The organism is Tabrizicola sp. TH137 (assembly GCF_002855575.1).
GTDB lineage: Bacteria > Pseudomonadota > Alphaproteobacteria > Rhodobacterales > Rhodobacteraceae > Paragemmobacter.
This window is the reverse complement of the sequence record NZ_PKRQ01000002.1, coordinates 116,567-129,481: the sequence shown is the minus strand read 5'-3', so window position 1 is coordinate 129,481 and position 12,915 is coordinate 116,567. Positions and strand designations below refer to the sequence as shown.

At 66.1% G+C, this 12,915-nt stretch carries 13 protein-coding genes and 1 tRNA gene; 9 read left to right on the top strand and 5 right to left on the bottom strand.

The genetic code is table 11. The features are described from left to right. The first annotated feature begins 91 nt into the window (after positions 1-91). The 3 genes from cobS (at position 92) to C0V75_RS06005 (ending at position 3,331) form a co-directional block, all read left to right on the top strand. Entirely contained in the window at positions 92-1,078 is a 987-nt protein-coding gene (cobS, locus tag C0V75_RS06015) for a cobaltochelatase subunit CobS (RefSeq protein ID WP_101920718.1), read from the top strand. Positions 1,079-1,297: 219 nt separating this feature from the next. Continuing rightward, positions 1,298-2,821, top strand: coding sequence for a methyl-accepting chemotaxis protein (locus C0V75_RS06010; protein WP_101920025.1), 1,524 nt, complete (start codon positions 1,298-1,300; stop codon positions 2,819-2,821). A gap of 117 nt (positions 2,822-2,938) precedes the next feature. Beyond that, positions 2,939-3,331 carry a hypothetical protein gene (locus C0V75_RS06005; RefSeq protein ID WP_101920024.1) on the top strand — a complete coding sequence of 131 codons (393 nt, stop codon included), beginning with the start codon at positions 2,939-2,941 and terminating at the stop codon, positions 3,329-3,331. A 206-nt stretch (positions 3,332-3,537) separates the two neighbouring features. On the opposite strand, the gene C0V75_RS06000 is transcribed toward C0V75_RS06005, so the two are convergent. Beyond that, positions 3,538-4,122, bottom strand: a complete 585-nt coding sequence (locus C0V75_RS06000) for an NADPH-dependent FMN reductase (RefSeq protein WP_101920023.1) — start codon at positions 4,120-4,122, stop codon at positions 3,538-3,540. A 228-nt stretch (positions 4,123-4,350) separates the two neighbouring features. Here C0V75_RS06000 and cobT point away from each other — a divergent pair, with 228 nt between their 5' ends. The 3 genes from cobT to C0V75_RS05985 all read left to right on the top strand — a co-directional run bounded on the left by cobT (position 4,351) and on the right by C0V75_RS05985 (position 8,523). Beyond that, a complete protein-coding gene (gene cobT, locus C0V75_RS05995) occupies positions 4,351-6,219 on the top strand; it encodes a cobaltochelatase subunit CobT (RefSeq protein ID WP_101920717.1) in 1,869 nt (622 codons plus the stop codon). Between the two features lie 39 nt (positions 6,220-6,258). Then, on the top strand, positions 6,259-8,055 hold the full coding sequence (locus tag C0V75_RS05990; protein WP_101920022.1) for an aminopeptidase P family protein: 1,797 nt from the start codon (positions 6,259-6,261) through the stop codon (positions 8,053-8,055). Positions 8,056-8,181: 126 nt separating this feature from the next. Beyond that, complete coding sequence (locus C0V75_RS05985; RefSeq protein ID WP_101920021.1) at positions 8,182-8,523, top strand: DUF427 domain-containing protein; 342 nt, start codon at positions 8,182-8,184, stop codon at positions 8,521-8,523. Here the strand turns inward: C0V75_RS05985 and C0V75_RS05980 are convergent. Continuing rightward, positions 8,520-8,930 carry a SufE family protein gene (locus C0V75_RS05980; protein ID WP_101920716.1) on the bottom strand — a complete coding sequence of 137 codons (411 nt, stop codon included), beginning with the start codon at positions 8,928-8,930 and terminating at the stop codon, positions 8,520-8,522. The genes C0V75_RS05985 and C0V75_RS05980 overlap by 4 nt on opposite strands. 123 nt (positions 8,931-9,053) lie before the next feature. Here C0V75_RS05980 and C0V75_RS05975 point away from each other — a divergent pair, with 123 nt between their 5' ends. After that, the gene (locus tag C0V75_RS05975; protein ID WP_101920020.1) at positions 9,054-9,512 is read left to right on the top strand and encodes a hypothetical protein; all 459 of its coding nucleotides are present in this window, start codon (positions 9,054-9,056) and stop codon (positions 9,510-9,512) included. A gap of 4 nt (positions 9,513-9,516) precedes the next feature. Here the strand turns inward: C0V75_RS05975 and rnd are convergent, their stop codons facing one another. The 3 genes from rnd to purM form a co-directional block, all read right to left on the bottom strand. Beyond that, the gene (gene rnd / locus C0V75_RS05970) at positions 9,517-10,674 is read right to left on the bottom strand and encodes a ribonuclease D (RefSeq protein ID WP_101920715.1); all 1,158 of its coding nucleotides are present in this window, start codon (positions 10,672-10,674) and stop codon (positions 9,517-9,519) included. A gap of 118 nt (positions 10,675-10,792) precedes the next feature. Beyond that, the gene (gene purN / locus C0V75_RS05965) at positions 10,793-11,386 is read right to left on the bottom strand and encodes a phosphoribosylglycinamide formyltransferase (RefSeq protein WP_101920019.1); all 594 of its coding nucleotides are present in this window, start codon (positions 11,384-11,386) and stop codon (positions 10,793-10,795) included. After that, positions 11,383-12,420, bottom strand: a complete 1,038-nt coding sequence (purM, locus tag C0V75_RS05960) for a phosphoribosylformylglycinamidine cyclo-ligase (protein WP_101920018.1) — start codon at positions 12,418-12,420, stop codon at positions 11,383-11,385. The genes purN and purM overlap by 4 nt, the downstream gene beginning before the upstream one ends. Positions 12,421-12,573: 153 nt before the next feature. On the opposite strand from purM, the gene C0V75_RS05955 reads away from it, so the two are divergent. Together C0V75_RS05955 and C0V75_RS05950 are read left to right on the top strand one after the other, a co-directional pair. Beyond that, on the top strand, positions 12,574-12,765 hold the full coding sequence (locus C0V75_RS05955) for a hypothetical protein (RefSeq protein ID WP_101920017.1): 192 nt from the start codon (positions 12,574-12,576) through the stop codon (positions 12,763-12,765). 72 nt (positions 12,766-12,837) lie between these two features. Continuing rightward, a tRNA-Ile gene (locus tag C0V75_RS05950) sits at positions 12,838-12,910 on the top strand. Positions 12,911-12,915: the final 5 nt, after the last annotated feature.

Sequence of the window (12,915 nt, the reverse complement as noted above, 5' to 3'; positions counted from 1 at the left end):
AAGACCCTGCCGCGCTGCCCTTCCCCTTGCACCCCCCCGCGATATGTTCCACACATCCCAGACGCCCGAGGGGCGCGCGAAAATGACCATGATGGCGGACGGTATGCTGGACACTGTGATGAAACCCACCGAAGAAATCTCTGTCCGCGACGTGTTCGGCATCGACACCGAGATGAAGGTCAAGGCCTTCGCCGACCGCACCGATCGCGTGCCCGAGATCGACCCCACCTACAAGTTCGACCCGGACACCACCCTCGCCATCCTCGCCGGTTTCGCCTACAACCGCCGCGTGATGATCCAGGGCTATCACGGCACCGGCAAATCCACCCATATCGAACAGGTCGCCGCCCGTCTGAACTGGCCCTGCGTGCGCGTCAACCTCGACAGCCATATCAGCCGGATCGACCTGATCGGGAAAGACGCGATCAAGCTGCGCGATGGCAAGCAGGTCACCGAATTCCACGAAGGCATCCTGCCCTGGGCGCTGCGCAACCCCGTCGCCATCGTCTTCGACGAATATGACGCAGGCCGCGCCGATGTGATGTTCGTCATCCAGCGCGTGCTGGAACATGACGGCAAGCTCACGCTGCTGGATCAGAACGAGATCATCACCCCCCACCCCTCCTTCCGCCTCTTTGCGACGGCGAATACGGTGGGTCTGGGCGATACGACCGGCCTCTATCACGGCACCCAGCAGATCAACCAGGCGCAGATGGACCGCTGGTCGCTCGTCGCCACGCTGAACTACCTGTCCCACGATGCCGAAGCCGCCATCGTTCTGGCCAAGAACCCGCATTACAACACCGAGAAGGGCCGCAAGACCATCAACCAGATGGTCACCGTGGCAGACCTGACGCGCACCGCCTTCATGAATGGCGACCTTTCCACCGTCATGTCGCCCCGGACCGTCATCAACTGGGCCCAGAATTCGGAGATTTTCCGCAATGTGGGCTATGCCTTCCGCCTCTCCTTCCTGAACAAATGCGACGAGCTGGAGCGTCAGACGGTGGCCGAATTCTACCAGCGCTGCTTCGGCGAGGAACTGCCCGAAAGTGCGGCTTCCATGGCGATGAAATAGGGCCGCGACAGCCCCGCCCCTTGCAAAAGCCCCGCGCAGCCTGCGCGGGGCTTTTTTCATGCCGCCGGTTTCAAGCCCAGGCCCCCCGGTTTCCAACCCCGCGCCCGTGACGGAGGTCGATCCTGCGAACGGATCGCAGTTTCCCCGTAAACATCCGCGACATTCTGTCGTCCTGAAGGTGAGGATTGCTTCCGAAACGCCCCTTCCGGAGACCGGACCATGAAACTCACCTCCCGACTGTCCCTCAAGACGCGGCTCCTTGCCGTGCTTGTCACTGCGATGGCCGTGGTCAGCGGCGTGCTTCTGGCCGCCGTCCTGTCGCAAAAGGAAAGCGACCTGCGCGCCTCGACGGCGCAGCGGGTTGATGCCGCCGTCTGGGCCTTCTCCCGCAGCCTGCCTCATGAAGCGTCGGGCTTTGCCATCGGCACCGCCGCCGATGGCCGCCTCAACGCCCTGATCGGCGATGGCAGCGAGGTCAAGATCGGCGAAGCGGTCGTCGATTCCGTCCTCACCGGCATGGATGTGCATGTCACCTACTTTACCTTCAAACCCGACACGCAGGAATTCATCCGCGTGATGACCAGCATCACCGCAGCCGACGGCACCCGCGCCGTGGGCACGCCGCTCGATCCGAAAGGCCCGGTCATGCCGGTTCTGATGCGCGGCGAGGTGTTCGTCGGCGATGCCACGATCCTCGGCGAACCCTATCTCACCCGCTATGAGCCGGTCTTCGATGCCTCGGGGGCCATCGTCGGTGCCGTCTTCGCGGGCCGGTCCATCGCGCAGATCAACGCCGTCTACATGGAAACCGTCACCTCGCTTGGGTCCATCACCCTGGCGCTGATCCTCGTGGCCTCGGTCATCTGCTTCTTCCTGATCTATCGCACGATGCGCCCGGTCCGCACCCTGGCCGATCGCGTCAACCGCCTGAAGGATCGCGATTACGATGTGGAAATCCGCCCCGTCGCCACGAAGGATGAGGTGGGCGAACTGACCACCGCCTGCATCAAGCTGCGCGACGACCTGCGCGAGGCCGCGCATCTGGCGCAGATCGCCGAAGCCCAGGCCGCCGAACGCGAACAGCGCCGGGCCGAGATGGATCGCCTGATGGCCCAGCTCAGCCGCGGCGCGACGGAACAGGCCGCTGCCGCCGAAAAGGCCAGCGCCTCGATGGAAGAGATGCGCGCCAATATCCGCCAATCCGCCGCAAACGCGGCTGAAACCGAACGGATCGCCCTGATGGCCGCCAATGATGCGGCGGAAACCGGCGCCGTGGTCAGCGATGCCGTCACGGCCATGTCCAGCATCGCCGAGCGGATCACCATCATCCGCGAAATCGCCCGCCAGACCGACCTCCTCGCCCTCAACGCGGCGGTCGAAGCCGCACGGGCCGGCCAGCACGGCCAGGGCTTCGCCGTCGTCGCCGCCGAGGTGCGCAAGCTTGCCGAACGCAGCCAGCAGGCCGCCGCCGAGATCGGCCAGCTTTCCGGCACCACCCTTCAGGTCAGCCGCAAGGCGGGCGAGAAACTGGCGGCGCTGGTGCCGGCCATCCAGCAGACCGCCGCCCTCGTGCAGGCGATCAACACCGCCTCCAGCGAACAGAGCATCGGCGTGGAACAGATCAACGAGGCGATCCGCGACCTCGACGCCGTGATCCAGCAGAACGCCTCGGCGGCGGCCAAGGTCGGCATGACCTCCGACGACACATTCGCCCCGGAGGAGGAATATCTGAGGGCGGCGTGACGGTGGCGGGCAGGCGGGGCGATGGGCAGCGCCCTCTCCTCCGCCTGCCGGCACCTGCTCTGGCAGTTTTCAAACTGCATACTTGATTGGCGTAAAAAATCTGCTCATGCTGCTTTCATGGGCGGTTTGAAAACATATCTCCGCGTCCCGGCGCTGCTCTGCGCCCTCTCTGCCCCCCTGGCGGCGCAGGCCCAGCCCGACATTCCCGACGATCCCCTCCGCTTCTTCGCCACCTGCGCGGGCCGCATGTCGGCGCTGATGGAACATCAGTGGATCGTGGACGGCCCTGCCTCCGATGTCACCAAGCTGCACCGCGCCGCCGTGCTTGACCTTGTCGCCGCCCTCACCCCGCCGGGCGACGAGGCGCGGGTCATGACCTGGCGGATCGAGGCCAAGGCCGCCCATGCCGCCCTTCTAGGCCAGTCCCGCCACGGCGACCACAGCGGTACCGCCCGCGCCGCCCGGCAGGCCAGCGCGCTTCAGGATCAGTGCATGGCGCTTCTCTCCTGACCCGCCTCTGTTCCTTTCCGCCGCATTAACCTTAACGCGTTGCCACCGCGCGCTGCGTGGCCACAGTTTGCGGCACAGATTGCGGCACAGGATCCGGCACAGCCGTTTTCGGCCAAACCACGGGCGTTAAAGGCGTTTTCTCACAGCCGCAAAGAAAAAGGGGCGGCGAAACGCCACCCCTTCCCGACAGAGAGATGCCGGTCAGATCAGCCGCGCGCGGCCTTGGTCGCCTTGGCCCACCACACCAGATCATCCAGCGAGGCGGTGGCGGCGGGCAGCAGGTTCGCTTCGACATCGGCCATATTGCCCGACCCGCCCATGCCCGGATGGACCTTGAAGAAATCCCCCATCCCCAGATGCACGGCATTCCGCGTGGGAACCATCTGCAACTCCACAGCGATATTGCGCAGATGCTCCAGCGCGCGGGTGCCGCCGACCGAGCCATAGGCCATCGCCGTCATCGGCTTCTTCGCCCATTCCACATAGGCCTGATCCAGCGCGTTCTTCAAGGCGCCGGTGATCGACCGGTTGTATTCGGCCACCACGAAGATGTAACCGTCGAATTCTGCAATCTTCTTCTGCCACTTGACGGCAGCCGCCGATTGCGACGGGGCCCAGGCGTTGGAGGCCACTTCGTTGAACAGCGGCAGGTCAAAGTCGCGCAGATCGACCAGTTCCACGTCCATATCCGTGCGCGCCTTGGCCTGGGCGAGCATCCACTGTGCCGGGATGTCGGCAAAGCGCGAGTCGCGGGTCGAACCGATGATGAGGGCGATCTTGGGGTTGCTCATGGCGTTGTTCCGTTCCCTAGAGGAGGCTGTGAATTCTGTCCGCAACAGATGGACCCCTGCCGCCCTTCGAACAATTCGGCGCGGACGCAAGGGACCTGTGCGCCCATGCACCTTTTCCCCCTGCCGCAGCCGAAAGGCCAAGCCCGCCCTTGCCCCTGTCCGCCCCAAGTGCAAATCTGCCCCAGACACGCGCGGCACCCTGCAACGCGCGCCCGGATGCCCGAAGCGATGACCAAACCGAACGACAACCCCGCCGATCCCTTCAAGAAGGCGCTGGCCGAAGCCACCCGCACCATGGCCGATGACCCGGACATGACGGTACAATATTCGGTAGATCCCCCCGGCATGAACCGCGAGGGGGTGCGTCTGCCGCAGGTGTCCCGCCGCATGACGCGGGATGAGGTGATGCTGGCGCGCGGCACCGCCGATGCCTTCGCGCTGCGCCGCAAGTTCCACGATGACGGCGTCGCCGCCCGCTATGCCCCGCAAGGCAACCTTGCCCGCGAGATCTACGAGGCGATGGAAACCGCAAGATGCGAGGCGGTGGGCGCCCGCGCCATGCCCGGCACGGCGGTCAACATCGACGCCAAGATCGCGCATGAGGCGGAACGCAAGGGATATTCCCAGATCACCAGCATGCAGGACGCGCCCCTCTCGGTTGCGGCCGGCTACCTTGTCCGCCACCTCGCCACGGGCCGCGACATGCCGAAAGGCGCGGGCAATGTGATGGACCTCTGGCGCGGCTTCATCGAGGAACAGGCCGGCGGCACGCTGGAAAACATCGACCATGTGCTGGAAGATCAGGCCGCCTTCGCGCGTCTGGCCCGCAAGGTCATTTCCGACCTCGGCTATGGCGATCAGCTTGGCGACGACCCGGATCAGGACGAACCCGACGATCAGGAAGGCGAGGCCGAAGAGGATCAGGACAGCCCCGACAGCGCGGGCGACGAGGAACAGGAGAGCGACGACTCCGAAGCCGCGCCCGAACGCAGCCAGGAGGAACAGCAGGACCAATCCCAAGCGCAGGTCACGATGGAAGACAGCGCCGATATGGAACAGGGCGACGAGGCCGAACTGCCGGAAGGCGAGGCCCCGCTGGAACCGCCGCCCCCGGCCCCCTATTCCGACGCCGACCCGAACTACACCGTCTATACCACCGATTTCGATGAAGAAATCCGCGCCGAGGATCTGGCCGAGGCGGCCGAACTGGAACGGCTGCGGGCCTATCTGGACCAGCAGCTTGAACCCCTGAAAGGCGCCGTATCGCGGCTGGCGAACAAGTTGCAGCGCCGCCTTCAGGCGCAGCAGAACCGGTCCTGGCTGTTCGATCTGGAGGAAGGCACGCTGGATGCGGGCCGCCTGGCGCGGGTGGTGGCGAACCCCACCACGCCCCTCTCCTTCAAGCAGGAGAAGGACACCGAATTCCGCGACACTTGCGTGACGCTGCTTCTGGACAATTCCGGGTCCATGCGGGGCCGCCCCATCTCCATCGCCGCGATCTGCGCGGATGTGCTGGCGCGCACGCTGGAACGCTGCTCGGTCAAGGTGGAAATCCTCGGCTTCACCACCCGCGCCTGGAAGGGCGGGCAGTCGCGCGAACGCTGGCTCGCCCAGGGCCGCCCGCAGGGCCCCGGTCGCCTGAACGACCTGCGCCACATCATCTACAAGGGCGCCGATGCGCCCTGGCGGCGGGCGCGGCCGAACCTCGGGCTGATGATGAAGGAAGGGCTCTTGAAGGAAAACATCGACGGCGAGGCGCTGGAATGGGCGCATCGCCGCATGATGGCCCGGCCCGAAGCGCGCAAGATCCTGATGGTGATTTCCGACGGCGCGCCGGTGGACGATTCAACTTTGTCCGTCAACCCCGCGAATTTCCTGGAAAAACACCTGCGCGACGTGATCGCCATGGTGGAACGGCGGCGGCAGGTGGAACTCATCGCCATCGGCATCGGGCATGACGTGACCCGCTATTACCAGCGCGCGGTCACCATCACGGATGTGGAACAATTGGCGGGGGCCATGACCGAACAGCTTGCCGGTCTCTTCGAAAGCGACCCGAAGAAACGGGCCAAGGCCGGCCTGCGGCGGGCGGGATAAGGGGCTGGTCCGGCGACGGCGGCAGAACGGGGAAGACGCATGTTCCAGAGCTTCGAGACCACCGCCGATCCTTCCGCCGGTCCGGGCCGTCTGGCCCGCCTGCGCGATCATCTGCGGGCCGAAGGGCTGGCCGGGTTCCTGATCCCGCGCGCCGACGTCCATCAGGGCGAATATGTCGCCGCACGGGATGAACGGCTGCAATGGCTGACGGGCTTCACCGGATCGGCGGGCTTTGCCATCGTGCTGCCCGAAACGGCGGGCGTCTTCATCGACGGGCGCTATCGGGTGCAGGTGAAGCATCAGGTCGATCTCTCTGTTTTCACCCCCGTTCCCTGGCCCGAGGTGAAGCCGGGGCCATGGATCAGGGAGCATCTGGCCGAAGGCATCCTCGGCTTCGACCCCTGGCTGCACACGGCGGATGAGGTGGGCCGCCTGGAAGAGGCGCTGAAGGGGTCACCCGTCACCCTCCGCGCCGTGGCCAATGCCGTCGATGCGATCTGGCCGGACCAGCCGCCCCCGCCCATGGGCGCGGCCTTTCCCCATCCCGTCACGCTGGCGGGTGAGACGTCCGAGGCCAAGCGCGCAAGACTGGCCGACACCCTGCGCAAGGCCGGGCAGGCGGCGGCGGTGATCACCCTGCCGGATTCGCTCTGCTGGCTGCTGAACCTGCGGGGCGCGGATGTACCGCGCAACCCGATCCTGCACGGCTTTGCCATCCTGCGGGCGGATGCGACGGTGGATGTCTTCGCCGCGCCCGCCAAGCTTGGCCCGGGCGTGCTGGCCGCACTCGATGCGGGGGTGCGGCTGCACCCGGCAGAAGCCTTTGAAACCAAGCTGAAATCGCTGACCGGCAGCATCCGGGTGGACCGTGCCACCGCGCCCCTTGCCGTGTCCCGCCTGATCGAAGGCGCGGGTGGGACCGTGGTCTGGGGCGATGATCCCTGCCGCCTGCCCAAGGCCGCCAAGAACGAAGCCGAAGTGGCAGGCATGCGCGAGGCGCATCTGCGCGACGGCGCGGCGGTGGTCGAATTCCTGGCCTGGCTGGACGCCACCACCCCCAAGGGCGGGCTGACCGAGATCGACGTCGTCACCGCGCTGGAAGGCTATCGCCGCGCGACCAATGTGCTGCATGACATCAGCTTTGACACGATCTGCGGCGCGGGGCCGAATGGCGCGATCATGCATTACCGCGTCACGCGCGAGACGAACCGTGCCGTCGGAAGCAACGAATTGCTCCTGGTGGACAGTGGCGCGCAATATGCGGATGGCACGACCGATATCACGCGCACCATCGCCATCGGCGATCCCGGAGAAGAGGCGCGGGATTGCTATACCCGCGTCCTACAGGGCCTCATCGCCATTTCCCGCGCCCGCTGGCCGCGCGGCATCGCGGGGCGCGATCTCGATGCGCTGGCGCGCTTCCAGCTCTGGGTGGCGGGGATGGATTTCGACCATGGCACCGGGCATGGCGTCGGGGCCTTCCTGTCGGTGCATGAAGGGCCACAGCGCCTGTCACGCGCGTCGGAGGTGCCGCTGGAACCGGGGATGATCCTGTCGAATGAGCCGGGTTATTACCGCGAAGGGGCTTTCGGCATCCGGCTGGAAAACCTGATCGTGGTGCAGGAAGCGCCCAGCCTGGGCGACAAGCGCGACCAGCTTTGCTTCGAAACGCTGACCTTCGCCCCTTTCGACCGCCGCCTGATTCTGGCCGCGCGGCTGTCGGAGGATGAGCGGGCCTGGCTGAACGCCTATCACGCCGAGGTGCTGGCCAAGCTGTCACCACGCCTGAGCGCCGAGGCCGGGGCCTGGCTGAAGGCAGCCTGTGCGCCGATCTGATGCATCCTTGGGCTGCTTGCCGCCGATCACGGCGCCGTGACCGGCAAGTCAGCGCCGACCCCAGCCCACAGGCTTGCCGCAAGGTCAACTCGGGCGCATTCTGGTGCCTTGGCAAGGGAGGCTGACATGACACTTACCCTGGAAATCCGGCCCGTGCCGGGCCGCTACATCGTGCGAGCAAGTGGCACCATCATCGGCGAGACGGAACGCGCGGTGGAACTGGTCGAAGGCGCACGCCCGCCCGTGATCTACGTCCCGCGCGAGGATGTGGCGATGGCCCTGCTCGACCCGACCGACCGCCAATCCACCTGCCCGCACAAGGGCGAGGCGAGGTATTACAGCGTCGTCACGCCCGAGGCGCGGCTGGAAAACGCCGTCTGGTCCTATGAACGCCCCATCGCAGGGGCCGAGGCCATCGCGGGCCATCTGGCCTTCTATCAGGAAAAGGTGCGGGTGGAGCCGCGCTAGGCGGCCGCCGCCGCCACCGCGCGGATACGCTCCACCATCGCGCGCAGGCCGTTTGACCGCTGCGAGGAGAGGTGTTCATTCAACCCCAGCCGCGCCAGTTCGGCGGGGGCATCCACCTTGCCGACCTCGGCCAGGGGCAGGCCTGCGTAAAGGGCATGAAGCACCGCGATCAGCCCCTTCACGATCATCGCGTCGCTGTCGCCCTGAAAATCGAAGCGGCCTTCGGTGATGACCGGCTGTAGCCAGACCTGGCTCGCGCACCCCTGAACCTTGGTCGCGGGCACCTTGAAGGCCTCGTCCATCGGAGGCAGGGCCTTGCCAAGCTCGATCACATGCCGATAGCGGTCTTCCCAATCATCGAGGAAGTCGAAGGTTTCGGCGATCTCTTCAAAGGCGGGGGTGGCCATCACGCTCTCCGATGCTGTGGCCATGACCTAGGGCCTTGGCGGGAAAAGGTCCACCCCGCGCGGCGGGGTGCTTTTCAAAGCCCGCGCCATCGGCTACCCAAGGGGCAACAGACGGGGGACCGAATGAAACGACGGGTGGTTCTGGCTTTGGGCGCGGCTTTCCTGGTGACGGGCTGCGGCGCGGTGCGTGACTCGCGGCTGAACCCGTTCAACTGGTTCGGGGGCGCCCGCCGCCGCCAGCGCGTGGAAACCACGGCCGAAGCCGCCCGTGACCAGCGCCTGCTGGTCAGTGACGTCACAAAACTCTCCGTTGATCCTTATTCCAGTGGCGCCATCGTCCGCGCGACCGGCATCGCCCCGACCCAGGGCTGGTGGGATGCCGAACTCGTGGCCCGCCCGATCGACGAGAACGGCGTCCTCGTCTATGACTTCCGGGTCTTCCCGCCGCTGACGAACACCCCATCCGGAACGCCGCGTTCGCGTGAGATCACGGTGGCCTCCTCCCTGTCCACCGTACGGCTTGAACAGGTGCGCGAAATCGTGGTGCAGGGCGCCAACAACGCGCTGTCCTCGCGCCGCTGAACGGTCACAGGCGGACGACGCGCACCTCGTTGCCCTTAGCCGACAGGGCGATCTCACCCCGGCAGAGCCGAAGCGCGTCTTCGCCAAAGGCTTCGAACCGCCAGCCCGACAGCGCCTCGACCTCCCGCTCGCCGGCAGCGATGGCATCCAGATCGGCCGCCGAGGCGATCAGCTTGGACGCGACGCCCAACTGTTCCGATTTCGCCTTCAGCAGCACGCGCAGAAGATCGGCCAGCGCCGGGTTGACCTGGATCTGGTCGCGCGACAGATCGGGCTTGGGCAGGTCATCGGGCCGCATCTCCAGCCCTGCCTTGATGGCGGCAAGGATGCCTTCCGCGATCTCCGGCTTGCGACCCTCGCGCAGAAGCAGGCGGGAGCGGCCCAGTTCCTCCATCGAGGCGGGGCGGGTCGAGGCCAGTTCAAGCAGCGCGTCATCCTTCATCACCCGCGACCGGGGAACGTTCTGCCGCTGTGCGTAATCCTCGCGGAACCGGGCCAGTTCCTTCACGATGGCAAGGAAACGCCCCGATGTCGTGCGAGTCTTGACCCGCAGCCAGGCCTCTTCGGGATGCACGGTATAGGTCTGGGGATCGGTCAGGATGGACAGTTCCTCTTCCACCCATTTCGTGCGGCCGTTCTTTTCAAGCTGCGCCGCCAGCCATTCATAGATCACCCGCAGATGCGTGACATCGGCCAGTGCATATTCCTGCTGCGCCGCCGAAAGCGGCCGGCGCGACCAATCCGTGAAGCGCGAGGTCTTGTCGAGGTTCTGCTTCGCGATCTTCTTCACCAGCGTCTCGTATCCGACCTGCTCGCCAAAGCCGCAGACCATTGCGGCAACCTGGGTGTCGAACAGCGGCTCGGGGAAGACCTTTCCCTCGACAAAGAAGATTTCCAGATCCTGCCGCGCCGCGTGAAAGACCTTCACCGTCGCCTTGTGGCGAAACAGGTCGTAAAGCGGTTCCAGGCTCATGTCCTCGCCTTCGATCGGGTCCACCAGGACGGCCTGGCCGCTCTTTCCGGGCAGGGCCATCTGGATCAGGCAGAGCTTCGACCAATAGGTCCGTTCCCGCAGGAATTCGGTGTCGATGGTGACATAGGGCTGGGATTTGGCGGCGTCGCAGAAGGCGGCGAGGTCGTCAGTCGTGGTAATCGTGCGCATCTTGCGATCCATCCTGCCAGAGGGGCACGGGTTCATCCCGCAAATCCGCTATAGGCAAGGGCGCGGGAAATGGAAAGAGACCACCCGAAACCGCGGCGCCTTCCGGCGCGGGCATGGATCACAGGAAAAGCGGTGTCCGGTCCCCGGCCGCAAAGCGGCGCAGCACGGCCGGATAAAGCCGGTGCTCCTGCACCAGAACGCGCGCCGCAAGCGTATCTGCCGTATCCCCCGGCAACACCGGCACCCGCGCCTGGCCAAGGATCGGGCCGTCATCCAGAACCGGCGTGACCTCATGCACGGTGCAGCCCGCCTCGGCATCACCAGCCTCCAGCGCACGCTGATGGGTGTGCAGCCCGGGATAAAGCGGCAGGAGCGACGGGTGAATGTTCAGCATCCGCCCGGCAAACCGGTCCACGAAGCCCGGCGTCAGCACACGCATGAAACCTGCAAGGCAGAGGATGTCTGGCCGGACCGCAAGCAGCGGCTCCAGCAGCGCCGCTTCAAAGGCCGCGCGGTCGCCGCCGAAGGGGCGATGATCCACGGCAGCGACCGGAACGCCAAAGTCAGCCGCCTTGGCAAGCCCTGCCGCCGCCGGGTCGTTGGAGGCAACAAGCACGGGGCTGGCCGGATGGTCGCCGCTGGCCATGTCGCGCAACAGGGCCAGCATGTTGGAGCCGCCACCGGAAATCAGGATGGCGACCCGTTTCGTCACAGAAGGCGGCCCCGGTAGATGACCCCCTGCCCTTCCACCACGCGGCCAAGCCGCGTGACGGTTTCCCCCGCCTCGGCCAGCAGTGCAGACAGCGCCTCGGCCCGGTCCTCGGCCACGACAAGGATCATCCCGATCCCGCAGTTGAAGGTCTTGAGCAGTTCCGGTTCCGCCATATTCGCCGTGGTGGCGAGCCAGCGAAAGACCGGCGGCAGGGTCCAGGCGCCAAGGTCGATCTCGCAGGCCAGGCCGTCGGGCAGGACACGCGGCGGATTCTCGGTCAGCCCGCCCCCGGTGATATGGGCAAGGCCATGCACCCCGCCCGCCCGGATCGCGGCCAAGGCTTGCTTGACATAAAGCCGCGTCGGGGCAAGCAGCGCCGCACCGAGATTTCCGTCCGAGAAGGGCGAAGGCGCGTCCCAGGTCAGACCCGAAAGCTCCACCACCTTGCGCACGAAGCTGTAGCCGTTGGAATGCACCCCGTTGGAGGCCAGGCCGAGCAGCACGTCACCCGCCTGCACGCCGGCGGGCAGATCCTGCCCCCGCTCCATCGCGCCGACGGCAAAACCGGCAAGGTCGAAATCGCCCTTGTGATACATGCCCGGCATCTCTGCCGTCTCGCCCCCGATCAGGGCGCAGCCGGAGGCGGCGCAGCCCTCGGCGATGCCTTCGATGATGCGGGCGGCCTGATCGACCTCCAGCTTGCCGGTGGCGAAATAGTCCAGGAACAGCAGCGGTTCCGCCCCCTGGCAGACCAGATCGTTCACGCACATCGCGACAAGGTCGATGCCGATCGTATCGACATTTCCGGTGTCGATGGCGATGCGCAGCTTCGTTCCCACCCCGTCGGTCGCGGCCACCAGGATAGGGTCACTGTATCCGGCCGCCTTCAGGTCGAACAGCGCGCCGAAACCGCCAAGACCGGACATGGTGCCGGGGCGGGTGGTGCGCTTTGCCGCGGGTTTGATCCGTTCGACCAGTTCGTTGCCTGCGTCGATATCCACCCCCGCCTGCGCATAGGTAAGGCCGTTCGTCATCGCACCGCTCCGCCGCTGTCCCGCATTGCGGCGCGGCATATACCACCCCTGCCCGCGCCGCAACGCCGGATGCCGCGCCTTGATGCGGATCAAGGCCGGAAAGGCCGTTTCATGGCATGGCAAGGCCAGGACGCGCGTAAAGGAGGATATGCCATGTCGCGGCTGTTCATGCTTCTCTTCGCCCTGATCGGGCCCTCGCTCGCCGGTGCGGGCGTCATCATCGTGCTCTCGGCCGGGCTGGTGACGCTGAAACCCATCCTCGCGGCGGCGGCCCTGGGCATGGCTTTGGGTGTGCCCGTCTCCTGGGCCGTGATGCGACGATTGACAGCGGGGGGCACTGCCTGACCGGCCAAGCGGACCTCTGGCCTGCGCCTCCTCTTGACCGGGGAACGGCGAAGCCTTACCCCCTTCGCCCATGGGGCTGTAGCTCAATGGTTAGAGCCGGGCGCTCATAACGCCTTGGTTGGGGGTTCGAGTCCCTCCGGCCCTACATGA